Origin of the sequence: Enterobacter sp. GER_MD16_1505_Eko_090 (assembly GCF_003331015.1) — a bacterium.
GTDB lineage: Bacteria > Pseudomonadota > Gammaproteobacteria > Enterobacterales > Enterobacteriaceae > Enterobacter > Enterobacter roggenkampii.
The window spans coordinates 69,794-95,137 of the sequence record NZ_PUQF01000002.1; the positions used below are offsets into that span (position 1 = coordinate 69,794).

The 25,344-nt window shown below is 55.6% G+C and carries 19 protein-coding genes; 11 read left to right on the forward strand and 8 right to left on the reverse strand.

Features of this window, described 5'->3' with window-relative positions; translation table 11 throughout:
* Window positions 1-7: 7 nt before the first annotated feature.
* Window positions 8-670, forward strand: coding sequence for a carbonate dehydratase (gene can / locus C6A40_RS02755; protein WP_008501947.1), 663 nt, complete (start codon window positions 8-10; stop codon window positions 668-670).
* A gap of 91 nt (window positions 671-761) precedes the next feature.
* On the opposite strand, the gene hpt is transcribed toward can, so the two are convergent.
* Window positions 762-1,298, reverse strand: coding sequence for a hypoxanthine phosphoribosyltransferase (gene hpt / locus C6A40_RS02760; RefSeq protein WP_008501948.1), 537 nt, complete (start codon window positions 1,296-1,298; stop codon window positions 762-764).
* Window positions 1,299-1,506: 208 nt separating this feature from the next.
* Here hpt and C6A40_RS02765 point away from each other — a divergent pair, with 208 nt between their 5' ends.
* Window positions 1,507-3,897, forward strand: coding sequence for a glucose/quinate/shikimate family membrane-bound PQQ-dependent dehydrogenase (locus tag C6A40_RS02765; protein ID WP_023293268.1), 2,391 nt, complete (start codon window positions 1,507-1,509; stop codon window positions 3,895-3,897).
* Between the two features lie 86 nt (window positions 3,898-3,983).
* Here C6A40_RS02765 and cueO read toward each other — a convergent pair whose 3' ends face one another.
* Window positions 3,984-5,552, reverse strand: a complete 1,569-nt coding sequence (gene cueO, locus C6A40_RS02770) for a multicopper oxidase CueO (RefSeq protein ID WP_045335693.1) — start codon at window positions 5,550-5,552, stop codon at window positions 3,984-3,986.
* A 145-nt stretch (window positions 5,553-5,697) separates the two neighbouring features.
* Here cueO and C6A40_RS02775 point away from each other — a divergent pair, with 145 nt between their 5' ends.
* The 3 genes from C6A40_RS02775 to speD all read left to right on the forward strand — a co-directional run bounded on the left by C6A40_RS02775 (window position 5,698) and on the right by speD (window position 7,825).
* A complete protein-coding gene (locus C6A40_RS02775) occupies window positions 5,698-6,045 on the forward strand; it encodes a YacC family pilotin-like protein (RefSeq protein WP_014882582.1) in 348 nt (115 codons plus the stop codon).
* Between the two features lie 115 nt (window positions 6,046-6,160).
* Complete coding sequence (speE, locus tag C6A40_RS02780) at window positions 6,161-7,030, forward strand: polyamine aminopropyltransferase (protein ID WP_045335691.1); 870 nt, start codon at window positions 6,161-6,163, stop codon at window positions 7,028-7,030.
* Complete coding sequence (gene speD, locus C6A40_RS02785) at window positions 7,031-7,825, forward strand: adenosylmethionine decarboxylase (protein WP_008501953.1); 795 nt, start codon at window positions 7,031-7,033, stop codon at window positions 7,823-7,825. It begins immediately after the preceding gene.
* Window positions 7,826-7,856: 31 nt separating this feature from the next.
* On the opposite strand, the gene yacL is transcribed toward speD, so the two are convergent.
* Window positions 7,857-8,219 carry a protein YacL gene (gene yacL / locus C6A40_RS02790; RefSeq protein WP_008501954.1) on the reverse strand — a complete coding sequence of 121 codons (363 nt, stop codon included), beginning with the start codon at window positions 8,217-8,219 and terminating at the stop codon, window positions 7,857-7,859.
* 207 nt (window positions 8,220-8,426) lie between these two features.
* Window positions 8,427-11,024: a bifunctional aconitate hydratase 2/2-methylisocitrate dehydratase gene (gene acnB, locus C6A40_RS02795; protein WP_032675958.1), complete on the reverse strand. Its 2,598-nt coding sequence runs from the start codon at window positions 11,022-11,024 to the stop codon at window positions 8,427-8,429.
* A 398-nt stretch (window positions 11,025-11,422) separates the two neighbouring features.
* On the opposite strand from acnB, the gene C6A40_RS02810 reads away from it, so the two are divergent.
* Both C6A40_RS02810 and C6A40_RS02815 read left to right on the forward strand, forming a co-directional pair.
* Window positions 11,423-12,976, forward strand: a complete 1,554-nt coding sequence (locus tag C6A40_RS02810; RefSeq protein WP_045335689.1) for a DUF3300 domain-containing protein — start codon at window positions 11,423-11,425, stop codon at window positions 12,974-12,976.
* A 10-nt stretch (window positions 12,977-12,986) separates the two neighbouring features.
* The gene (locus C6A40_RS02815; RefSeq protein ID WP_025912181.1) at window positions 12,987-13,778 is read left to right on the forward strand and encodes a DUF2950 domain-containing protein; all 792 of its coding nucleotides are present in this window, start codon (window positions 12,987-12,989) and stop codon (window positions 13,776-13,778) included.
* A gap of 53 nt (window positions 13,779-13,831) precedes the next feature.
* Here the strand turns inward: C6A40_RS02815 and lpdA are convergent, their stop codons facing one another.
* From lpdA to pdhR, 4 genes are all read right to left on the reverse strand, one after another.
* Entirely contained in the window at window positions 13,832-15,256 is a 1,425-nt protein-coding gene (lpdA, locus tag C6A40_RS02820; RefSeq protein WP_003856313.1) for a dihydrolipoyl dehydrogenase, read from the reverse strand.
* Between the two features lie 175 nt (window positions 15,257-15,431).
* Window positions 15,432-17,339, reverse strand: a complete 1,908-nt coding sequence (aceF, locus tag C6A40_RS02825) for a pyruvate dehydrogenase complex dihydrolipoyllysine-residue acetyltransferase (protein ID WP_114191232.1) — start codon at window positions 17,337-17,339, stop codon at window positions 15,432-15,434.
* Between the two features lie 14 nt (window positions 17,340-17,353).
* Window positions 17,354-20,017 carry a pyruvate dehydrogenase (acetyl-transferring), homodimeric type gene (aceE, locus tag C6A40_RS02830; RefSeq protein WP_008501959.1) on the reverse strand — a complete coding sequence of 888 codons (2,664 nt, stop codon included), beginning with the start codon at window positions 20,015-20,017 and terminating at the stop codon, window positions 17,354-17,356.
* A gap of 123 nt (window positions 20,018-20,140) precedes the next feature.
* Window positions 20,141-20,905 carry a pyruvate dehydrogenase complex transcriptional repressor PdhR gene (pdhR, locus tag C6A40_RS02835; RefSeq protein ID WP_008501960.1) on the reverse strand — a complete coding sequence of 255 codons (765 nt, stop codon included), beginning with the start codon at window positions 20,903-20,905 and terminating at the stop codon, window positions 20,141-20,143.
* Window positions 20,906-21,168: 263 nt separating this feature from the next.
* Here pdhR and C6A40_RS25065 point away from each other — a divergent pair, with 263 nt between their 5' ends.
* The 4 genes from C6A40_RS25065 to C6A40_RS02855 all read left to right on the forward strand — a co-directional run bounded on the left by C6A40_RS25065 (window position 21,169) and on the right by C6A40_RS02855 (window position 25,336).
* On the forward strand, window positions 21,169-21,396 hold the full coding sequence (locus tag C6A40_RS25065; protein WP_023293274.1) for a hypothetical protein: 228 nt from the start codon (window positions 21,169-21,171) through the stop codon (window positions 21,394-21,396).
* 46 nt (window positions 21,397-21,442) lie between these two features.
* Window positions 21,443-22,813, forward strand: coding sequence for an aromatic amino acid transporter AroP (gene aroP / locus C6A40_RS02845; protein ID WP_008501961.1), 1,371 nt, complete (start codon window positions 21,443-21,445; stop codon window positions 22,811-22,813).
* A gap of 164 nt (window positions 22,814-22,977) precedes the next feature.
* The gene (locus C6A40_RS02850) at window positions 22,978-24,375 is read left to right on the forward strand and encodes a glycoside-pentoside-hexuronide (GPH):cation symporter (protein WP_039265684.1); all 1,398 of its coding nucleotides are present in this window, start codon (window positions 22,978-22,980) and stop codon (window positions 24,373-24,375) included.
* A 10-nt stretch (window positions 24,376-24,385) separates the two neighbouring features.
* Window positions 24,386-25,336, forward strand: coding sequence for a glycoside hydrolase family 43 protein (locus C6A40_RS02855; RefSeq protein ID WP_045335685.1), 951 nt, complete (start codon window positions 24,386-24,388; stop codon window positions 25,334-25,336).
* Window positions 25,337-25,344: the final 8 nt, after the last annotated feature.

A 25,344-nucleotide genomic window follows, 5' to 3' on the forward strand; every position in this document is an offset into this window, starting at 1 on the left:
AACCTCCATGAACAACATAGATACACTCATCAGCAACAATGCACTATGGTCAAAAATGCTGGTGGAGGAAGACCCCGGATTTTTTGGAAAACTCGCGCAGGCGCAAAACCCACGCTTTCTCTGGATTGGATGCTCCGACAGCCGCGTACCGGCGGAGCGCCTGACCGGCCTCGAGCCCGGCGAACTGTTTGTTCACCGCAACGTTGCCAACCTGGTGATTCACACCGATCTCAACTGTCTTTCTGTTGTTCAGTATGCCGTTGACGTTCTGCAAGTCGAGCACATCATCATCTGCGGCCACTACGGCTGCGGCGGCGTGCAGGCGGCGGTTGAAAACACGGAGCTGGGGCTCATTGATAACTGGCTGCTCCACATCCGCGATATCTGGTTCAAACATAGCTCACTGCTGGGCGAAATGCCGCAGGAGCGCCGCATGGATACCCTGTGCGAACTCAACGTGATGGAGCAGGTGTATAACCTGGGCCACTCAACGATCATGCAATCGGCGTGGAAGCGCGGGCAGAAGGTCTCGATCCACGGCTGGGCGTACGGTATTCACGATGGTCTGCTGCGCAACCTGGAAGTGACCGCCACCAACCGCGAAACGCTGGAGCAGCGTTACCGTTCGGGAATTGCCAACCTTCAGCTTAAGCACGTAAACCATAAATAAACAAAGCCGGGTGGCGGCTGCGCCTTACCCGGCCTACATGTGCCCATTCTTAGGCCCGGTAAGCGCAGCGCCACCGGGCAACAAACCGCAATTACTCGTCCAGCAATACCACTTTCCCAACATACGGCAGATGACGATAACGCTGTGCGTAGTCAATGCCGTAACCGACGACGAACTCGTCCGGGATAGAGAAACCAACAAACTCCACCGGCACCTGCACTTCACGGCGGTCAGGCTTATCCAGCAGGGTGCAAATCGCCAGCGATTTTGGCTCACGCAGGCTCAGGATCTCGCGCACTTTTGACAGCGTGTTGCCGGAGTCGATGATGTCCTCAACGATCAACACATCTTTGCCACGAATATCTTCATCCAGATCTTTCAGGATTTTCACATCACGGGTGGTGGACATGCCGCTGCCGTAGCTGGAGGCGGTCATAAAATCGACCTCATGGGGCACATGCACCTCACGGCACAGGTCTGCCATGAACATGAAAGAGCCGCGCAACAGACCGACCAGCACCATTTCGCTGCCGCTGTCCTTGTAATGTTCGGTGATTTGACGACCCAGTTCGGCGATACGCGCTTTGATCTCGGCTTCCGGGATCATCACTTCAACAGTATGTTTCATATTACTAACCAAATGATTTTAATGAAAATCTCTCAATACGGATGCGTTAATATCCAGCATTGATACGCAAGCCAGCCATTATATCAGCAAATGGATAACCCTGGCGTATGAGTTATAAAAAGCAAATATTGTGATTCCGATCACACTTGTTAATACCTATAATTAGTTGCTAGCAAATTATTAACAAAAACTGACGAGTACACTTTCTATGGCTGAAACAAACTCTAAACAGCCGCGTCTACTGGTGACATTAACAGCGCTATTCGCCGCCTTCTGCGGCCTGTACCTGTTAATCGGTGGCGTCTGGCTGGTCGCGATCGGCGGCTCTTGGTACTACCCGATTGCGGGCCTGGTTATGCTTGGCGTAACCGTCCTGCTCTGGCGTAGAAAACAATCTGCACTGTGGCTGTATGCCGCACTCCTTCTTGCCACCATGATCTGGGGCGTCTGGGAAGTCGGCTTTGACTTCTGGGCGCTGACGCCGCGCAGTGACATCCTGGTCTTCTTCGGCATCTGGCTGATCCTGCCGTTCGTCTGGCGTCGCCTGATCGTGCCGTCCAGCGGTGCGGTCGCGGCGCTGGTGGTAGCGCTTTTAATCAGCGGCGGTATCCTGACCTGGGCTGGCTTCAACGATCCGCAGGAGATCAACGGTACGCTGAACGCAGAATCGACGCCTGCGGCGGCGATCTCTCAGGTTGCTGACGGCGACTGGCCTGCCTATGGCCGCAACCAGGAAGGTCAGCGCTACTCTCCGCTGAAGCAGATCAACGCGGACAACGTTAAAAACCTGAAAGAAGCCTGGGTATTCCGTACCGGCGATCTGAAGATGCCGAACGATCCGGGTGAACTGACCAACGAAGTGACGCCAATTAAAGTCGGCGATATGCTTTATCTCTGTACGGCGCACCAGCGTCTGTTCGCGCTCGACGCGGCCACCGGTAAAGAGAAATGGCACTTCGATCCGCAGCTGAACTCCAACCCGTCCTTCCAGCACGTGACCTGCCGTGGCGTCTCTTATCACGAAGCGCGCCCGGATAATGCGAGCCCGGAAGTCATTGCCGACTGTCCTCGCCGCATCATGCTGCCGGTGAACGATGGTCGTCTGTTCGCCATCAATGCCGAAACGGGCAAGCTGTGCGAAACCTTTGCCAACAAAGGTATCCTGAATCTGCAGACCAATATGCCGGACACCACGCCGGGTCTGTATGAGCCAACCTCACCGCCCATCATCACCGATAAAACCATCGTGATTGCCGGTTCGGTAACGGATAACTTCTCTACCCGTGAAACCTCCGGCGTTATCCGTGGTTTCGACGTGAATACCGGTAAACTGCTGTGGGCCTTCGACCCGGGCGCGAAAGATCCGAATGCGATCCCGTCGGACGAACACACCTTTACCTTTAACTCGCCAAACTCCTGGGCACCTGCAGCGTATGACGCGAAGCTGGACCTGGTCTACCTGCCGATGGGCGTTACTACGCCAGATATCTGGGGCGGTAACCGCACGCCGGAGCAGGAACGTTATGCCAGCGCTATCGTGGCATTGAACGCGACCACCGGTAAGCTGGCCTGGAGCTACCAGACCGTTCACCACGATCTGTGGGATATGGATATGCCGTCCCAGCCGACGCTGGCGGACATTACCGTTAACGGCAAAACCGTACCGGTGATTTACGCTCCAGCGAAAACCGGCAACATCTTCGTGCTGGATCGCAGCAACGGCAAGCTGGTTGTGCCTGCACCGGAAAAACCGGTTCCGCAGGGTGCGGCGAAAGGCGATTACGTCAGCAAAACGCAGCCGTTCTCTGACCTGAGCTTCCGTCCGAAGAAAGATCTCAGCGGTGCAGACATGTGGGGTGCCACCATGTTTGACCAACTGGTATGCCGCGTGATGTTCCACCAGCTTCGCTACGAAGGGATTTTCACCCCACCGTCAGAGCAGGGTACGCTGGTCTTCCCAGGTAACCTGGGGATGTTCGAATGGGGCGGGATCTCCGTTGACCCGAACCGTCAGGTCGCTATCGCTAACCCAATGGCGCTGCCGTTCGTGTCCCGTCTGATCCCACGCGGTCCGGGTAACCCAATGGAGCAGCCTAAAGACGCGAAAGGCAGCGGTACCGAAGCCGGTATTCAGCCGCAGTATGGCGTACCGTTCGGCGTGACGCTGAACCCGTTCCTGTCGCCGTTCGGTCTGCCGTGTAAACAGCCTGCCTGGGGTTATATCTCCGGTCTGGATCTGAAAACTAACCAGATCGTGTGGAAAAAACGTATTGGTACGCCACAGGACAGCATGCCGTTCCCAATGCCGGTTCCGGTGCCGTTCAATATGGGTATGCCAATGCTGGGTGGCCCAATCTCCACCGCCGGTAACGTGCTGTTCATCGCGGCAACCGCAGATAACTACCTGCGCGCGTACAACATGACCAACGGTGAAAAACTGTGGCAAGGCCGCCTGCCAGCGGGTGGACAAGCCACGCCGATGACCTATGAAGTGAATGGCAAGCAGTACGTTGTCATCTCTGCGGGCGGTCACGGTTCGTTTGGCACGAAGATGGGCGACTATATTGTCGCGTATGCGTTGCCTGACGAAAACAAGTAACTGAAAAGCCCGGTGGCGCTTACGCTTACCGGGCCTATGGATACGCTATGTAGGCCGGGTAAGGCGAAGCCGCCACCCGGCTTTTTTTATACGGTAAAGCCCAGCATCATCCCCGTATCTTCATGCTCCAGCAGATGGCAGTGCGCCATATAGGCAAACTCCTTCGGCGCATCGTGGTCAAACTTCACCAGCACCTCGCTGACGCCGCCTTCCACCTTCACCGTATCCTTCCAGCCCGCGCGATGCGCGTCCGGGGCTTTGCCGTTCTCAGAGAGAATGCGGAACTGCGTGCCGTGGATATGGAACGGGTGCAGCATCATGTCCCCTTCACCTGAAATCACCCAGCGCTCAAGCTGCCCTTTTGTCGCAGCAAACATCGGCGTGTTCATGTCGAACGCTTTGCCGTTGATCATGTTGGCGTTGTGGAAATCAAAGCCATGGTCGCCGTGATTCATGTTCCCCATGCCGCCCATTTTGCCGTGATCCATATTCATATGGCCCATCATCTGCCCGTGGTGCATCCCCGCCATCGCCTTATCGCCATATTTCGCCATCAGCGCCTGCATGCCCATCATATCGAGCATCGGGTTCATGGAGAGCTGCAGTTTCCGTTGCGTAAGCCCATCCAGCGACGGAAGTGCCGGCAGCGTGGTTAACGTATCAGGGAGCGTGCCGGAAGCGGTCACCCGTAACGGCTGGATACGCAGCACCGGATGCGGCTTGTCAAACGGCGCGACCGCCATCCCCATCTGGCTAACCGGCAGGGTCACAAGATCGAACGGCTTGCCGTCGCTGATATCCACCAGCACCTCAAAGCGCTCCCCCATCAGCATCGGCAGTTCGTTGACCTTCACCGGCTCAGGCAGCAGCCCGCCGTCGCTGGCGACCACGTACAGCGGACGCTTATCGCTGGTGGCGAAGTTGAGGGAACGCGCGTTACAGCCGTTAAGCAGACGCAGGCGCAGCCAGCCTTTCGGCGCGGCGTGCTGAGGATAAAGGGTGCCGTTGGTCAGAAGCGTGTCGCCAAACCAGCCGACCGCCGCGCTCATCACGTCCAGCTGGTAGTCAATTTGCCCGTCAGCGGTGAATTTCTTGTCCTGCACAATCACCGGCACATCATCGATGCCCCACTGCTTCGGCAGGCGCAGCAGGCGGCTTTCGTCGTCTTCAATCAGCACCAGCCCCGCCAGCCCCATCGCTACCTGATGGCCCGTTTTGCCATGCTGATGCGGATGGAACCAGCAGGTCGCGGCGCGCTGGTTGGGCGTAAAGGTGACGCTGCGCGTGCCGCCCGCTTTGATGATGCCCTGCGGCCCGCCGTCTACCTCGCCCGGCACTTCCAGTCCGTGCCAGTGCACCGTCGTCTCTTCAGCAAGCGTATTGTGGATATCCACCGTCACCGCTTTACCTTTGCGCAGCTGTAGCGCAGGACCGAGAAGATTGCCGTTATAGCCCCAGGTTGTCGCGTTGTGCGCACCGAACAGCATGTTACCGGACTGAACGACAAGCTGGATACGGCTGCGGGCGTCAGCGGTCAGCAAATCAGGGATGGGTAAGGCAGGCCTGTCAGCCGCGAAAACCGCACGGCTCCAGAGGGGTAAGGCGCTGGCAGCCCCCAGCGCCACGGAATATTTTAAAAAATCACGACGTTGCATGTTCATTTCCTTATTTCCAGCAGGCGATCTTTTGAGCATAAACCCTCCCCTTACCGGAAGGTCAAGTAAAGCGGCAATAATAAAGATCGTCGCACTGGCATCAAGTATGCTAACGTTAATTTTCCGTGAAGAAGTGGTAGAAGCAATGAAGACGTTTTTCAGGACAATTTTGTTCGGTAGCCTGATGGCAATGTGTGCGAACAGCTATGCGCTCAGTGAAAATGAAGCGGAAGATATGGCCGATTTAACGGCGGTTTTTGTATTCCTGAAAAATGATTGTGGCTACCAGAATTTACCCAACGGGCAAATTCGCCGCGCGCTGGTCTTTTTTGCCCAGCAGAACCAGTGGGATCTCAGCAACTACGACAGCTTTGACATGAAGGCGCTCGGCGAAGACAGCTACCGTGACCTAAGCGGTATTGGCATTCCCACGGCTAAAAAATGCAAAGCGCTGGCTCGCGATTCGCTCAGCCTGCTCGCCTACGTCAAATAACCTTCCCGACGCCTCCTGTTAAACCTATAGCCGTGCAACCACGGTTATAGTTAGCTATCATGTTTCGCTCATTTTTTGTGAGCGTAACGGATGTTAACAAAGGAGGAGTCCGCGTATGGCCGACCACACGTTGTGGCATGAAACACTGCATGACCAGTTTGGTCAGTACTTTGCCGTTGATAACGTGCTCTATCATGAAAAAACCGATCACCAGGATCTCATCATCTTCGAGAATGCTGCCTTTGGCCGCGTGATGGCGCTGGACGGCGTCGTGCAAACGACCGAGCGAGATGAGTTTATCTATCATGAGATGATGACCCACGTCCCGCTGCTGGCGCACGGCCATGCAAAGCATGTCCTGATTATCGGCGGTGGCGACGGTGCAATGCTGCGCGAGGTTTCCCGCCATCGCTCGATTGAAACCATCACCATGGTGGAAATCGATGCGGGCGTCGTCTCGTTCTGCCGCAAGTACCTGCCCAACCACAATGCCGGTAGCTATGACGATCCGCGTTTTAATCTGGTGATTGATGACGGGGTTAACTTTGTTAACCAGACAACCCAGACCTTTGACGTCATTATCTCCGACTGCACCGACCCTATCGGCCCTGGCGCGTCGCTGTTTACCTCCTCGTTCTACGAAGGCTGCAAGCGTTGCCTGAACCCGGGCGGGATCTTCGTCGCCCAAAACGGCGTCTGCTTCCTGCAACAGGATGAAGCGCTGGATAGCCATCGCAAGCTCAGCACCTATTTCGAGGATGTCAGCTTCTATCAGGCGGCCATTCCGACGTACTACGGTGGGATCATGACCTTTGCCTGGGCGACGGATAACGACGTATTACGTCATCTTTCCACCGAAATTATTCAGGCCCGCTTCCATCAGGCCGGTCTACAGTGCCGATACTACAATCCGGCTATTCATACCGCAGCGTTTGCTCTGCCGCAGTACCTGCAAGACGCATTATCCACTAAGGGGGTGAGCTAATTGAAAAAGCTTAAACTGCATGGCTTTAACAATCTGACCAAAAGCCTGAGTTTTTGTATTTACGATATCTGCTATGCCAAAACAGCGGAAGAACGCGATGGTTACATCGCCTATATCGACGAACTCTACAACGCCAACCGTCTGACCGAGATCCTGTCAGAAACCTGTTCCATTATCGGCGCCAACATTCTGAATATTGCCCGACAGGATTATGAACCCCAGGGCGCCAGCGTGACCATACTGGTCAGCGAAGAGCCGGTCGATCCGAAGCTTATCGACAAAACGGAACATCCGGGCCCGCTGCCGGAAGTAGTGGTTGCTCACCTGGATAAAAGCCATATCTGCGTCCATACCTACCCGGAGAGTCACCCGGAAGGCGGGCTGTGTACGTTCCGCGCCGATATTGAAGTGTCGACCTGCGGCGTGATTTCCCCGCTGAACGCACTGAACTATCTCATCCACCAGCTGGAATCGGATATCGTCACGATTGATTACCGCGTGCGCGGCTTTACCCGTGATGTCAACGGCATGAAGCACTTCATCGACCACGAGATCAACTCTATTCAGAACTTTATGTCCGAGGACATGAAGTCGCTGTACGACATGATGGACGTGAACGTGTATCAGGAAAACATCTTCCATACCAAGATGTTACTTAAGGAGTTCGACCTTAAGCACTATATGTTCCACACGAAGCCGGAAGATTTGAGCGAAGAAGAGCGTAAGGCGATTACTGACCTGCTCTGGAAAGAGATGCGCGAGATCTACTACGGCCGCAACATTCCGGCCGTGTAAGTGTTGCCCGGAGCAGGGATGCTTCGGGAAATTACCGCTGTTTCATGAACTCGCGGTAGGCATTCACCACCTGAAGGAAGTCTTCTACGCCGCACAGCGACAGGCTTTCTTCGTCATAGTAGCTCATCCCCTCTTCCATCTCGTCGCCTGAAAACTCGAGCTGGTTGGCACGCACCATGACCTCTTCACCGTCCATCCACAGCGTGTATTCGTGCCCGGCGCGTTGCCAGGAGCGCTCACTGCCTTTCACCGTCTTTGCCGCCTGTTCAACCTCATCAAGAAGGGAGAGATTTTCTTTCACCTCTTCGTTAAACCAGTGTCCAACGGCTTCGTGGCCCATCGACATACGCACTTTCACCACTCCGGTGATGTCGCGCAGAAATTCGTAATCCATAGTGTTTTCCTCTGCAAAGCCATTAAGGTAATTATCGCAGCAGCGAGGAAGAAAAAAAGCGTGGGAGGTGGGAGGAATGAAAATAAAAAACCCACCGTAGTTGCGATGGGTTTTGTAGGCCCGGTTAGCGTAGCGCCACCGGGCAATGGGTCAGGTGCGGTCTGGTGCCCTCACCCCCAGCCCCTCTCCCACGGGAGAGGGTAGCATTTATACTGCCGTCTGGAAGATAACCCCGTCTGCCTTCTCGGTGTACTGAGAGAGCTGGTCGAAGTTCAGGTAGCGATAGGTATCCACCGCCGTCTTATCCACCTGAGCCACAAAGGTCTGGTACTCTTCCGGCGTTGGCAGTTTGCCAATCAGCGCCGCAACCGCCGCCAGCTCCGCAGAGGCCAGGAAGACGTTCGCACCGGTACCTAAACGGTTCGGGAAGTTACGGGTCGAAGTGGAGACCACCGTCGCGCCGTCGGCTACGCGCGCCTGGTTGCCCATACACAGGGAACAGCCAGGAATTTCAATACGCGCCCCGCTCTTACCAAACACGCTGTAGTAGCCCTCTTCGGTCAGCTGAGCCGCGTCCATACGGGTTGGCGGCGCCACCCACAGACGGGTTGGCAGCTGGCCTTTGTGGGTATCCAGCAGCTTACCGGCCGCGCGGAAGTGACCGATGTTGGTCATGCACGAACCAATGAACACTTCGTCGATCTTCTCGCCCTGGACCTCAGACAGCGGACGCGCGTCGTCCGGATCGTTCGGTGCACACAGGATTGGCTCTTTGATATCCGCCAGATCGATGTCGATCACCGCCGCGTACTCTGCGTCAGCATCGGCTTCCAGCAGCTGCGGATCGGCCAGCCATTTTTCCATGCCCTGGATACGACGCTCCAGCGTACGACGGTCGCCGTAGCCTTCTGCAATCATCCACTTCAGCAGCACGATGTTAGAGTTCAGGTACTCAATGATCGGCTCTTTGTTCAGCTTGATGGTACAGCCCGCAGCCGAACGCTCGGCGGAGGCATCGGTCAGCTCGAACGCCTGCTCTACTTTCAGATCCGGCAGACCTTCGATTTCCAGGATACGGCCAGAGAAGATGTTTTTCTTCCCTTTCTTCTCAACGGTCAGCAGACCCTGTTTAATCGCATACAGCGGGATCGCGTGAACCAGGTCGCGCAGGGTGATACCCGGCTGCATTTTACCTTTGAAGCGAACCAGCACCGATTCCGGCATATCCAGCGGCATCACGCCGGTCGCGGCAGCAAACGCCACCAGACCGGAGCCCGCCGGGAAGGAGATACCGATTGGGAAACGGGTATGGGAGTCACCGCCGGTACCCACGGTATCCGGCAGCAGCATGCGGTTCAGCCAGGAGTGGATAACGCCGTCGCCCGGACGCAGGGAGACACCGCCGCGGTTCATAATGAAGTCAGGCAGCGTGTGGTGCGTGGTCACGTCAACCGGCTTCGGATAGGCCGCGGTGTGGCAGAAGGACTGCATCACCAGATCGGAAGAGAAGCCCAGGCACGCCAGGTCTTTCAGTTCGTCACGGGTCATTGGGCCAGTGGTGTCCTGAGAGCCCACGGAGGTCATCTTCGGCTCGCAGTATGCGCCAGGACGGATACCGGCTACGCCGCACGCGCGACCCACCATTTTCTGTGCCAGCGAGAAGCCGCGGTTGCTTTCTGCCACGTCTTTCGCGTGACGGAAAACGTCGGAGTGCGGCAGACCCAGCGCTTCACGCGCTTTGGTGGTCAGGCCGCGCCCGATGATCAGCGGAATACGGCCACCGGCGCGCACTTCGTCAATCAGCACGTCGGTTTTCAGTTCGAAGCTTGCCAGCAGCTCGTTGGTGTCGTGGTTACGCACTTCACCTTTGTACGGGTAAACGTCAATCACGTCGCCCATGTTCAGGTTGGAGACGTCCACCTCGATCGGCAGTGCGCCCGCATCTTCCATGGTGTTGAAGAAGATCGGTGCAATTTTACCACCGAGGCACAGGCCGCCACCGCGTTTGTTTGGCACATGCGGGATGTCGTCACCCATGAACCACAGCACGGAGTTGGTCGCGGACTTACGGGAAGAACCGGTACCCACAACGTCACCGACGTAAGCCAGCGGGAAGCCTTTTTTCTGCAACGCTTCGATCTGTTTGATCGGGCCGACAACGCCCGGCTGATCCGGCTCAATGCCTTCACGGGCGTTTTTCAGCATCGCCAGGGCGTGCAGCGGGATATCCGGGCGAGACCACGCGTCCGGTGCCGGAGAGAGGTCATCGGTGTTGGTTTCACCGGTCACTTTGAAAACAGTAACGGTAATTTTTTCAGCCAGCGCTGGACGATTCAGGAACCATTCGGCATCGGCCCAGGACTGCATCACCTGCTTCGCATAGACGTTGCCTGCTTTGGCTTTTTCTTCCACATCGTAGAAGTTATCGAACATCAGCAGCGTAGACGAGAGCGCTTTAGCGGCAATCGGTGCCAGCTTGTCATTATCCAGCGCGTCAATCAGCGGATGAATGTTGTAACCACCCTGCATGGTGCCGAGCAGTTCGATGGCTTTTTCAGGAGTAACCAGTGGGGAGGTGGCTTCGCCTTTGGCGATAGCAGCAAGGAATCCGGCTTTTACGTAGGCAGCTTCATCTACGCCAGGCGGTACGCGGTTGATCAGCAGATCTAACAGGAATTCTTCTTCGCCCTTAGGCGGGTTCTTCAGCAGCTCGACGAGCGCGGCCATTTGGGTTGCATCTAAAGGTTTGGGTACAATTCCCTCGGCGGCACGTTCTGCTACGTGCTTACGGTATTCTTCTAGCACGACGGTTCTCCTCGCTCTCATTGTCATATGCGGCGGGCGTTCTCTTCACGCTCCTGTGAGACAGCAGTTTGTAGGGTAAATGCCCGATACCGCGTCGGGCAGCATAGCAGGATTTCTGCACAGTGTTAATCCGTTTACAAAAAAGCAACATTAAAAAGTTTGCTGAATCGTTAAGCATGGTGTAGCGGGGATTTAGGGCATCATCTTGCGGTTCTTCTGCACCGTGACGCTTCAGTTTTTTCTTCATCAGATATAATTGTGTAATAAATACTCACACTCTTTATCCGGACGTACCGGACGCTTCCCAATAAAAGTCAAAACAGTAAAAGACGGGTGAATAATACTCACGCCAACCGTAACGCCTCACGGCACAGCGCTGGTCTCGTTGGAGTCATTTTATGAAGTTGCCCTTTAAGCCACATCTGCTCATCCTTCTGTGCAGTGCCGGGCTGCTTGCCGCCTCAGGCGTCTTGTTTGTCAAAAGTCGTGCAACGGAACCCGTTGCGCCAGCCCCCGTCGCTCAACAACCGGCGGCGCCTGCCGTAGCCCAGCCCGCCCCTGTGGTCGCGCCGACCTACACTGCCGCGCAAATCGATCAGTGGGTTGCCCCCATTGCGCTCTACCCTGACGCCCTGCTTTCACAAATTCTGATGGCCTCGACTTACCCGGCCAACGTGATTCAGGCGGCTCAGTGGTCAAAAGACAACCCTAAAATGGAAGGGGACGCCGCCATTCAGGCCGTTGCCAGCCAGCCCTGGGATCCGAGCGTAAAATCGCTGGTCGCGTTTCCTCAGCTCATGTCGCTGATGGGTGAAAACCCGCCGTGGGTACAAAATCTGGGCGATGCGTTTCTCGCGCAGCCGAAAGACGTGATGGATTCCGTTCAACGCCTGCGCGCGCTGGCACAGAAGACCGGTGCTTTACAATCTACGCCTCAGCAGACGGTCACCACCGTGACAAAGCCAGCACCAGCGAAAACCCGCGCCACCGAGGCAACGACAACAACCACGTCTGCGCCCGCCCCAACGGTGATCAAAATTGAATCTGCCGATCCGCAGGTCGTTTATGTTCCCACCTATAACCCCAATACGGTTTACGGGACCTGGCCCAACACGGCCTATCCACCCACCTATCTCCCGCCCACGCCCGGAGAGCAGTTTGGCAACAGCTTCGTCAACGGCTTAGGCTTCAGCCTGGGCGTTGCCACAACCTATGCCATTTTCAGCAATATCGACTGGGATGACGACGATGACTGGGACCACCACCATGACGGTGACTGGGATAATCACGGCGGCTATAACCGCAACGGTGATAACAACATCAATATCAACGTTGAGAACTTCAATAAAATCAGTGGACAGCGTCTGACGGACGCCAACCGTACCTGGCAGCATAACCCGGCCTACCGGGAGGGTGTGCCCTATCCGACTAACCAGCTCAACACCCGTTTCCACTCCACCAGCACAGTCACCGGGCTAAGCTCAACGCAGCAAAAACCGGTTAACCGGGATAGCCAGCGTCAGGCGGCCCTGAGCCAGATGGAGAAATCCACGGGGAAAACCTTCCCGCAAACGGCACGTCCCGGCACGAAGGATGTGCAGCGTCAGGCCTCGAGTGAACAGCTGAAGCAAATTTCGCAGCGCAACAACTACCGTGGCTACGACACCAAACCGCAGACGGCGAAGCGGACCACCACGCAGCAGCGAGAAAATCGTCAGGCTGTAACCCAAAGACAGGAGAAACGCGCTTCACAGCCCGCGCAGCAACGCGCTCTGCAGCAGCGAAACGGTCAGCCCCGGGCCAATGCGCTAAGCGGCAACGACAGCCGTTCCGCGAACTGGCAGGCGCAGCAGCAGCGCGGTGCGCAAAGCAGGCAGCTTGCGGCTCGCCAGCAGCAGCCCCGTCAGGTGTCTGGTGGACGCGCTGAACGCCGTGAATTTAGACATCGCTAAGGGAACCGACATGAAAAGTAAACTACTCAGTGGAATGGTGTTGTTCATGCTTTCGGCCTCGGCGATAGCGCAGCAGTCCTTTAGCACGCCCGACCAGGCGACCGATGCGCTGGCCAGCGCCATTAGTGAGCATAATGAGCGCGCGATGAGCAATCTGCTTGGAGAGAACTGGCGCGATTTTCTCCCCCCCGAAGGCGTTGATCCGGATGCCGTCGATCGTTTCCTGCGCGACTGGAAAGTTCGTCATAACACCGTTGTCGAAGGAGATACGGCGCATCTTGTTGTTGGAGACAACGACTGGCAGCTTCCCATCCCGGTGATCAAAACCGCCGCCGGCTGGCAATTCGATATCAAAGAAGGGGCTGAAGAGATCCTGACCCGTGAAATCGGGCGTAACGAACTTGCCGCCATTGAAGCCCTGCATGCCTATGTTGATGCGCAGCAAAGCTACTTTGCGATGAACCAGAAATACGCGCAGAAGATTGTCAGCTCGGAAGGGAAGAAAGACGGTTTGTACTGGCCCGTCTCACCCGGCGAAACGCCCAGTCCGCTCGGACCGGCATTTAGCCCGAAAGAGCCGGGTACCGGCTATCACGGCTATCGCTTCCGGATCCTGCCGGATAATAACGGTTTCGCGATGGTGGCGTGGCCGGTCAGCTACGGTCAAACGGGCGTGATGAGCTTTGTGATAAATCAGGACGACAAGGTGTATCAGTCCGATCTCGGCAAGGATTCTGAGCAGAAAGCCCGGGCGTTAACCGCCTATAACCCGGATAAAACCTGGCAACCCGTGGCTCCCTGAACGCAGCGCATAAAAAAAGCGGCCTCAGGCCGCTTTTTTTCATCTGAAGAAACTTATTTCTTCTTCGCTTTCGCGTTTGGCAGGTCGGTGATGCTGCCTTCAAACACTTCTGCCGCCAGGCCCACGGACTCGTGCAGAGTTGGGTGAGCGTGGATGGTCAGCGCGATGTCTTCAGCGTCACAACCCATTTCGATAGCCAGACCGATTTCACCCAGCAGCTCGCCGCCGTTGGTACCGACAATCGCACCACCGATTACGCGGTGAGTCTCTTTGTCGAAGATCAGTTTGGTCATACCGTCTGCGCAGTCGGACGCGATAGCACGGCCAGAAGCCGCCCACGGGAAGGTGGCGGTTTCGTAGCTGATGCCTTTCTCTTTCGCTTCTTTCTCAGTCAGACCCACCCATGCCACTTCTGGCTCGGTATACGCGATAGATGGGATCACTTTCGGATCGAAGTAGTGCTTCATGCCGGCGATAACTTCAGCGGCAACGTGACCTTCGTGAACACCTTTGTGCGCCAGCATTGGCTGACCGACGATATCGCCGATAGCAAAGATGTGCGGCACGTTGGTGCGCAGCTGTTTGTCAACGCGGATGAAGCCACGGTCGTCCACTTCCACGCCAGCTTTGCCCGCGTCGAGGTTCTTACCGTTCGGCACACGGCCGATCGCCACCAGCACGGCGTCGTAACGCTGTGGTTCGGATGGGGCTTTTTTGCCTTCCATGGAAACGTAAATACCGTCTTCTTTCGCTTCAACGGCAGTCACTTTGGTTTCCAGCATCAGGTTGAATTTCTTGCTGATGCGCTTGGTGAAGACTTTAACGATGTCTTTGTCAGCAGCCGGGATAACCTGGTCGAACATTTCAACCACGTCGATCTCTGAACCCAGCGCGTGGTAGACGGTACCCATTTCCAGACCGATGATACCGCCGCCCATCACCAGCAGACGCTTAGGAACGGTTTTCAGCTCCAGCGCATCGGTGGAATCCCACACGCGCGGATCTTCATGTGGAATGAATGGCAGTTCGATTGGGCGAGAGCCTGCCGCGATGATCGCGTTGTCGAAGTTGATCACGGTTTTGCCGTTTTCGCCTTCCACTTCCAGGGTGTTCGCACCGGTGAATTTACCCAGACCGTTTACCACCTTCACTTTACGGCCTTTGGCCATACCCGCCAGACCGCCGGTCAGCTGAGTGATAACTTTCTCTTTCCAGGTACGAATTTTGTCGATGTCGGTTTTCGGCTCGCCGAAGACGATACCGTGTTCAGCCAGCGCTTTGGCTTCTTCGATAACTTTCGCTACGTGCAGCAGCGCTTTAGAAGGGATACAGCCGACGTTCAGACAAACACCGCCGAGGGTGCTGTAACGTTCTACGATGACGGTTTCCAGACCTAAATCCGCTGCGCGAAATGCTGCGGAGTAACCTGCCGGGCCTGCCCCAAGTACTACGACCTGAGTTTTGATTTCTGTGCTCATCATGACCTCTTAGTTTATACCCGTCGTCCACCGGGTCGTTCTATCCGCCCGCAGTTTACAAAATTGTTAACAATTTTGAAACAACAAACGGCTCACGAATTGTCGCTTTCGCCAATAACCTCACAAACGCCATGAGATTATCAGAAAAAAGCCGGCCGACTGGCCGGCTTTTCGATTACATCACCAGGCGGCGAATGTCGCTCAGCATGTTGTTGATGATGGTGATGAAACGCGCACCATCAGCACCGTCGATCACGCGGTGGTCGAAGGACAGAGAGATTGGCATCATCAGACGCGGCACGAACTCTTTGCCATTCCACACCGGCTCCATCGCGGACTTGGACACACCGAGGATAGCCACTTCCGGCGCGTTCACAATCGGCGCGAAGTGGGTGGTACCCAGACCGCCGATGCTGGAGATGGTGAAGCAGCCGCCCTGCATTTCGCCGGCAGTCAGCTTACCATCACGCGCTTTCTTGGAGATGGTGGTCAGTTCACGGGACAGCTCAGTAATGCTCTTCTTGTTCACGTCTTTGAAGACCGGAACAACCAGACCATTTGGCGTATCAACCGCAACACCGATGTTGATGTATTTCTTCAGCGTCAGCTTCTGGCCGTCTTCGGACAGGGAGCTGTTGAAGCGTGGCATCTGTTCCAGAGCCGCAGCAACCGCCTTCATGATGAAGACCACTGGGGTGAATTTCACGTCCAGTTTACGCTTCTCAGCTTCGGCGTTCTGCTGTTTACGGAACGCTTCCAGATCGGTGATATCGGTCTTATCGAAGTGCGTAACGTGCGGGATCATCACCCAGTTACGGCTCAGGTTCGCACCAGAGATTTTCTGGATACGGCCCAGCTCCACTTCTTCGATTTCGCCGAACTTGCTGAAGTCCACTTTCGGCCATGGCAGCATGCCCGGAATACCGCCGCCAGCGGCTGCAGCTGGTGCAGCTTCGGCGCGTTTCACCGCGTCTTTCACGTAGGTCTGAACGTCTTCGCGCAGGATACGACCTTTACGGCCAGTCCCTTTCACTTTCGCCAGGTTCACGCCGAATTCGCGCGCCAGGCGACGAATCAGCGGGGTCGCGTGGACGTAAGCGTCGTTTTCAGCGAACTCTGATTTTTCTGCTTTTGCAGCAGGGGCAGCGGCTGGTTTAGCAGCCTGAGCCGGTGCAGCAGCCGGTGCAGCAGCCGGTGCTGGAGCAGCCGCGGCAGCCGGAGCTGCGGCACGCGCAGCGCCTTCCACTTCGAAGACCATGATCAGAGAGCCGGTAGACACTTTGTCGCCGGTGCTGATTTTGATCTCTTTAACGGTACCCGCGAACGGCGCAGGCACTTCCATAGAAGCCTTGTCGCCTTCAACGGTGATCAGTGACTGTTCCGCGGCAACTTTGTCGCCCACTTTTACCATCACTTCGGTCACTTCAACTTCGTCACCGCCGATGTCAGGAACGTTAACGTCTTTCGCGCCGCCAGCAGCAGCTGGTGCTGCGGCTGGCGCCGGAGCAGCGGCCTGTGCAGGCGCGGCAGCAGGTGCAGCACCTGCCACTTCGAAGATCATGATCAGGGAGCCAGTAGACACTTTGTCACCGGTGTTGATCTTGATCTCTTTAACGGTACCCGCAAACGGTGCTGGCACTTCCATAGAGGCTTTGTCGCCTTCTACGGTGATCAGTGACTGCTCGGCCGCAACGGTATCGCCCACTTTCACCAGGATCTCAGTGACTTCAACTTCGTCACCGCCGATGTCAGGAACGTTAACGTCTTTCGCGCTCGCGGCAGCTGCTGGAGCAGCGGCGGCCGGAGCGGCTTTCTTCTCTTCCTGCGCAGGTGCAGCAGCTGCTGCACCGTCGGCGGAATCGAAAATCATGATCAGTTTGCCAGTCTCGGTTTTATCGCCAACAGAGACTTTGATCTCTTTAACGATGCCAGCCTGAGGAGACGGGACTTCCATAGAGGCTTTGTCGCCTTCTACGGTGATCAGCGACTGTTCAGCTTCAACTTTGTCGCCTACTTTGACCAGGATCTCGGTGATTTCAACTTCATCAGCCCCGATGTCCGGTACATTGATTTCGATAGCCATTATTCTTTTACCTCTTACGCCAGACGCGGGTTAACTTTTTCTGCATCGATGTTGAATTTGGTAATTGCGTCTGCAACCACTTTCTTATCGATTTCGCCACGTTTAGCCAGTTCGCCCAGTGCTGCTACAACCACGTAAGAAGCATCAACTTCGAAGTGGTGACGCAGGTTTTCGCGGCTGTCAGAACGACCGAAGCCGTCAGTACCCAGAACGCGATAATCATCAGCTGGAACGTAAGTACGAACCTGCTCAGCGAACAGTTTCATATAGTCAGTAGACGCCACCGCTGGCGCGTCGTTCATCACCTGAGCGATGTACGGTACGCGTGGGGTTTCCAGTGGGTGCAGCATGTTCCAGCGCTCACAATCCTGGCCATCACGCGCCAGTTCAGTGAAGGAGGTCACAGAGTACACGTCGGAACCGACACCGTAGTCTTTCGCCAGGATCTGCGCTGCTTCACGAACGTGACGCAGGATAGAACCGGAGCCCAGCAGCTGAACTTTACCTTTGCTACCTTCGATGGTTTCGAGTTTGTAGATACCTTTACGGATACCTTCCTCGGCACCTGCTGGCATTGCCGGCATGTGGTAGTTTTCGTTCAGGGTGGTGATGTAGTAGTAAATGTTCTCCTGCGCTTCACCGTACATGCGCTGCAGACCGTCATGCATGATGACTGCCACTTCATACGCGTAAGACGGGTCGTAAGAGATACAGTTAGGGATAGTCAGAGACTGAATGTGGCTGTGACCATCTTCGTGCTGCAGACCTTCACCGTTCAGGGTCGTACGACCGGAAGTACCACCGATCAGGAAGCCGCGAGCCTGCTGGTCGCCTGCCTGCCAGCACAGGTCACCGATACGCTGGAACCCGAACATGGAGTAGTAAATGTAGAACGGGATCATCGGCAGGTTGTTGGTGCTGTAAGAGGTCGCAGCGGCCAGCCAGGATGCGCCTGCGCCCAGCTCGTTGATACCTTCCTGCAGGATCTGACCTTTCTCGTCTTCTTTGTAGTATGCAACCTGCTCACGGTCCTGCGGGGTGTACTGCTGGCCGTTCGGGCTGTAGATACCGATCTGACGGAACAGACCTTCCATACCGAAAGTACGCGCTTCGTCGGCGATGATTGGCACGAGGCGATCTTTGATCGACTTGTTCTTCAGCATCACGTTCAGGGCACGAACGAAAGCGATAGTGGTAGAGATCTCTTTGTTCTGCTCTTCCAGCAGCTGAGAGAAGTCTTCCAGCGCTGGCAGTTCCAGCTTCTCGGTGAAGTTAGGCTGACGAGCTGGCAGGTAGCCTTTCAGCGCCTGACGACGTTCGTGCAGGTACTTGTGCTCTTCGGAGCCTTCCGGGAAGGTGATGTAAGACAGGTTTTCGACCTGCTCATCGGTCACTGGAACGTTGAAACGGTCGCGGATATAGCGCACGCCGTCCATGTTCATTTTCTTAACCTGGTGAGCGATGTTTTTACCTTCTGCGGTATCACCCATGCCGTAACCTTTGATGGTGTGGGCCAGGATTACAGTCGCTTTACCTTTGGTTTCACGCGCTTTTTTCAGTGCAGCGTAAATTTTCTTCGGATCGTGACCACCGCGGTTCAGGGCCCAGATCTGCTCATCAGTCCAGTCTGCAACCAGGGCTGCGGTTTCTGGATATTTGCCGAAGAAGTGCTCACGCACGTAGGCACCGTCTTTGGATTTGAAGGTCTGGTAGTCACCGTCAACGGTTTCGTTCATCAGCTGGATCAGTTTACCGCTGGTGTCTTTACGCAGCAGTTCGTCCCAACGGGAACCCCACATGACTTTGATCACGTTCCAGCCAGCACCTGCGAAGATGCCTTCCAGTTCGTTGATGATCTTGCCGTTACCGGTTACCGGACCATCCAGACGCTGCAGGTTACAGTTGATGATGAAGCACAGGTTGTCCAGCTTCTCACGGGTCGCGATGGTGATCGCGCCTTTAGATTCTGGCTCATCCATTTCGCCGTCGCCCAGGAAGGCGTATACGGTCTGCTCAGAGGTGTCTTTCAGACCACGGTGTTCCAGATACTTCAGGAATTTCGCCTGGTAGATCGCACCGATTGGGCCCAGACCCATGGATACGGTTGGGAACTGCCAGAATTCAGGCATCAGTTTAGGGTGCGGGTAAGAAGACAGACCTTTACCGTGAACTTCCTGACGGAAGTTGTTCATCTGCTCTTCAGTCAGACGACCTTCCAGGAATGCACGTGCATAGATGCCCGGAGAGATGTGGCCCTGGAAGTACACCAGATCGCCGCCGTCTTTCTCGTTCGCTGCACGGAAGAAGTGGTTGAAGCACACTTCGTAAACGGTCGCAGAAGACTGGAAGGACGCCATGTGGCCACCCAGTTCCAGGTCTTTCTTGGATGCGCGCAGAACGGTCATGATGGCGTTCCAGCGGATTGCAGAACGGATACGACGTTCCAGATCCAGATTGCCCGGGTATTCCGGTTCGTCTTCAACGGCAATCGTGTTTACGTAGTTGCTAGCCCCTGCACCTGAAGCAACCTTCACGCCGCCTTTGCGGGCTTCAGAAAGCAGCTGATCAATCAGATACTGAGCGCGCTCAACACCTTCTTCACGGATGACCGATTCGATCGCCTGTAGCCAGTCGCGAGTTTCGATCGGATCCACGTCATTTTGGAGACGTTCTGACATGGGGGTATTCCTTATCTATCTAATACGTTGATTTGTCTGGAACCTGTCCCATTGTGCTCTTGGGCAAGAACACAATAAGACAGGTTCTGCGTTTAGTTGCCGCGCTCTAAAAGTACCTGGCGCTTAATCCTTTCGTTGCTGTATGCGGCGTAATGAACGTTCGCGACGCGATTGTTCACGGCTGCGGTCCAGCAAGATTTCCTCAATGAAAGCCAGATGGCGGTGCGACGCTTCGCGCGCCTGCTCCGGTTCCCCGGCCATTATCGCCTCGAATACTCGGGTGCGATGGTTGCTTACCAGTGGGAGCATGTCCCGACGGGCATACAACAATTCAAAATTTTGACGAACGTTCTGGGCCAGCATCGGCTCCATGCAGCGTAGCAGATGGAGGAGCACCACGTTGTGGGCCGCTTCGGTGACGGCAATTTGATACTGGACGACGGCGCTGGACTCGGCGTCTAAATCGCCGGACTGCTGTGCCCGTTCAATGGCCTGATGCAGCTCGCGGATACGCACGCGATCTTCATCAGTGCTGCGAAGGGCGGCGTAATAGGCCGCAATACCTTCCAGCGCGTGACGGGTCTCAAGCAGGTCAAACTGGGATTCTGGGTGGTCAGAGAGAAGTTCTACCAGCGGATCGCTGAAGCTCTGCCACAGGCTGTTTTGCACAAAGGTTCCGCCGCCCTGGCGACGAAGCAGCAAGCCCTTTGCTTCGAGACGTTGAATCGCCTCACGCAGAGAGGGACGTGAAACGTCGAACTGTTTTGCCAGCTCGCGTTCTGGCGGAAGTTTCTCACCCGGGCGCAGAGTCCCTTCGAGGATTAAAAACTCCAGCTGCTGCTCAATCACATCAGATAGTTTTGGTTGGCGAATTTTGCTGTAGGCCATATTCCCTGTCTTACGCCTTTTTGCCCGGAGTCAATTGGTCTTACCAATTTCTATTTCGTATCGCTAAAGTAACAAAGTATTCACCTTCTGTCCATATTGGTTTTGATTGAAATCAGTAAACCCTGCACATTTTAACAACCTTACAGAAATAACGTTTCAGAAATGTAACTTTGCACAAATGAGTTGATTACCCCCAAAGAGGGAGTTTTAACCATAATGAAACGAGGGTTTTTGCAATCTGAAGCGATTCAACAAGGCAAATAATGAAAATTCGCCCACTTAAGGCGCATTTCTATTCTATAGGTTGGGTGAGGAACAACGAGCGGGCCGATTTACAAATGCTTTCTTTTTATTCAAGTCGTCATCACCCCTTCATAAAGCAGGTGCATTCGCAGGCACTTACCACTATTCTGGCGCTTACGGAAGTCATCTCCGCTTTTTTCGGTCTCGTTTACCGTAAAGAAATAAATACAGAATATGGATTTTCATAATTACACACGCTCAGCGTGAACATAACAACCACACACGAGGTTTCAAATGGAAGCTCAACAGCACGGCGATCAGCTAAAGCGCGGGCTTAAAAACCGCCATATTCAGCTCATCGCACTGGGCGGTGCGATTGGTACCGGCCTGTTTCTGGGCAGCGCATCCGTTATCCAGTCTGCCGGTCCGGGCATTATTTTGGGTTACGCGATTGCGGGTTTCATTGCTTTTCTGATCATGCGCCAGCTGGGCGAAATGGTCGTGGAAGAGCCGGTCGCGGGCTCCTTCAGCCACTTTGCCTATAAATACTGGGGCAGCTTTGCCGGTTTCGCCTCGGGCTGGAACTACTGGGTGCTGTACGTTCTGGTTGCCATGGCCGAACTGACCGCCGTCGGGAAATACATTCAGTTCTGGTATCCCGAAATCCCAACCTGGGCTTCTGCTGCAGCCTTCTTCGTCATTATCAACGCCATTAACCTGACCAACGTTAAAGTGTTCGGGGAGATGGAGTTCTGGTTTGCCATCATCAAGGTCATTGCCGTGGTGGCGATGATTATCTTCGGCGGCTGGCTGCTGTTCAGCGGCAACGGCGGCCCGCAGGCCACGGTGCGCAACCTCTGGGAACAGGGTGGCTTCCTGCCTCACGGCATGACCGGCCTGGTGATGATGATGGCGATCATTATGTTCTCCTTCGGCGGCCTGGAGCTGGTGGGCATCACCGCTGCTGAAGCCGACAACCCGGAGCAGAGCATCCCGAAAGCCACAAATCAGGTTATCTACCGCATCCTGATCTTCTATGTGGGCTCACTGGCGGTGCTGCTCTCGCTGCTGCCGTGGACGCGCGTGACTGCTGACACCAGCCCGTTTGTGCTGATCTTCCACGAGCTGGGCGATACCTTTGTCGCCAACGCGCTGAACATCGTGGTGCTGACCGCAGCGCTCTCCGTTTACAACAGCTGCGTATACTGCAACAGCCGCATGCTGTTCGGCCTGGCCCAGCAGGGTAACGCGCCGAAGATGCTGCTTAACGTTGATAAACGTGGCGTGCCGGTGAATACCATCATCGTTTCCGCCATCGTGACCGCCCTGTGCGTGCTCATTAACTACATGGCACCGGAATCGGCGTTTGGCCTGCTGATGGCGCTGGTGGTCTCTGCGCTGGTCATCAACTGGGCGATGATCAGCCTGGCGCACATGAAGTTCCGCCGCGCGAAGCAGCAGCAGGGCGTCACCACGCGCTTCCCTGCCCTGCTCTATCCGCTGGGTAACTGGATCTGCCTGCTGTTCATGGCGGCCGTGCTGGTGATCATGCTGATCACCCCAGGTATGGCGATTTCCGTCTACCTGATTCCGGTCTGGATTGCAGTACTCGGCGTTGGCTATCTCTTCAGTCAGAAAAGCCGTAATGCCATGAAGGCGCACTAAGCCTCCCACCGCGGTGCCTGCTTTTGCGGGTGCCGCGCGTTGTTACCTCCTTCACACTTTCACGCCCACAGCGCATTTATCCATATCACCGCCCTGATACTGCAACGCATATATCCCTTCGCCAGCGAATAATTCTCTCCATACCGTAAACCGGAGAGCTGTCGATGGATAACAACACACTGTCAGTAAAAGAAAAGATCGGCTATGGGATGGGCGACGCCGGATGCAACATTATCTTTGGCGCCATCATGCTGTTTGTTAACTATTTTTATACGGATATTTTTGGTCTGGCTCCTGCGCTGGTCGGCGTGCTGCTGCTGTCTGTCCGCGTGATTGACGCCGTAACGGACCCGATCATGGGTGCGATTGCCGACCGCACCCGCAGCAAATATGGCCGCTTTCGTCCATGGCTGCTGTGGATCGCTTTCCCGTACGCGCTGTTCAGCATCCTGATGTTCACCACGCCAGAGTGGAGCTATAACAGCAAAGTTATCTATGCCTTTGTCACCTACTTCCTGCTGTCGCTCACCTACACCGCCATCAACATCCCCTACTGCTCGCTGGGCGGGGTGATCACTAACGATCCAAAAGAACGTGTGGCCTGCCAGTCGTACCGCTTCGTGCTGGTCGGCATCGCCACGCTGCTGCTCTCATTAACGCTGCTGCCCATGGCAGACTGGTTTGGCGGGGACAACAAAGCCAAAGGCTACCAGATGGCCATGACCGTGCTGGCGCTGATTGGCACCTGCATGTTCCTGTTCTGCTTCGCCACCGTCCGCGAGCGCGTGCGCCCGGCAGTCCAGACCAATGACCAGTTGAAAAACGACCTGAAAGACGTGTGGAAGAACGACCAGTGGGTGCGCATTCTGCTCCTGACGCTCTGCAACGTCTGCCCGGGCTTTATCCGCATGGCGGCCACCATGTATTACGTCACCTGGGTGATGGGCCAGAGCACCCACTTCGCCACGCTGTTTATCAGCCTGGGCGTTGTCGGCATGATGCTCGGCAGCGTGCTGGCAAAAGTGCTGACCGACCGCTGGTGCAAGCTGAAGGTCTTCTTCTGGACCAACATCGTGCTGGCGATTTTCTCCTGCGCCTTTTATTTCTTCGACCCGAAAGCGACCGTCACCATCGTGGTGCTCTACGTCCTGCTGAACATCCTGCACCAGATCCCGTCTCCGCTGCACTGGTCGCTGATGGCCGACGTGGATGACTACGGCGAGTGGAAAACCGGGAAGCGCATCACCGGCATCAGCTTCTCGGGCAACATCTTCTTCCTCAAGCTGGGGCTGGCGATTGCCGGGGCGATGGTCGGTTTTCTGCTCTCCTGGTACGGCTACGACGCGGGGGCGAAAGCGCAAAGCGCAGACGCCATCAACGGGATTGTGCTGCTGTTTACCGTTATCCCGGGGGTGGGTTATTTGATTACCGCGGGCGTGGTGCGCCTGCTGAAGGTGGATCGTGAAACCATGAAGCAGATCCAGCTCGATCTGGAAAAACGCCGCAACAACTACCACGAGCTGAACGATTATCAGGAACTGAAAGCCGCTGAGACTAAATAAGGAAAGCCGAATGCAAACCTGGCCAAACCCGTTTATTGAACAACGCGCCGACCCGTATATCCTGCGCCACGATGGGCAATATTACTTTATCGCCTCCGTGCCGCAGTACGACAGGCTGGCGATCCGCCGCGCGGACTCGCTGGAAGGCTTACGTCATGCCGCAGAGGTGGTGGTCTGGCGTAAACCCGACGCCGGACCAATGAGCCAGCTGATTTGGGCACCGGAACTGCACCACATTGACGGAAAGTGGTACATCTATTTTGCCGCGACGCACACCCAGGCGCTCGACGCGCTCGGGATGTTCCAGCACCGCATGTTTGCCATTGAATGTACCGACAGCGATCCGCTCACCGGCAGGTGGGTAGAAAAAGGGCAGATCAAAACCCCGTTCGACACCTTCGCCCTGGACGCCACTACCTTTGTGCATCAGGGCAAACGCTGGTATCTGTGGGCGCAAAAAGCGCCGGATATCACCGGGAACTCCAACCTTTATCTGTGCGAAATGGCGAACCCGTGGACGCTGAAAGGCGAGCCGGTGATGCTCAGCAAGCCGGAGTATGACTGGGAGTGTCGCGGGTTTTGGGTCAACGAAGGCCCGGCGGTGTTGGTTCACGGCGATAAGCTGTTTATCAGCTACTCCGCCAGCGCCACCGACGAGAACTACTGCATGGGGCTGCTGTGGATAGACCTGAACGCCGATCCGCAAAACCCTGCAAACTGGCATAAATCCCCGCGTCCCGTATTCGCCACCAGCTACGAAAATCGCCAGTACGGCCCGGGACACAACAGCTTTACGCAAACGCCGGAAGGGGAAGATATGCTGGTGTATCACGCGCGGAACTACACCGAAATTGAGGGCGATCCGCTCTACGATCCAAACCGCCATACTCGCCTGAAGCTCGTCCGCTGGAATGAAAACGGGATGCCTGATTTCGGCATCCCGCCTGCGGACACGCTTTAATCGTTACG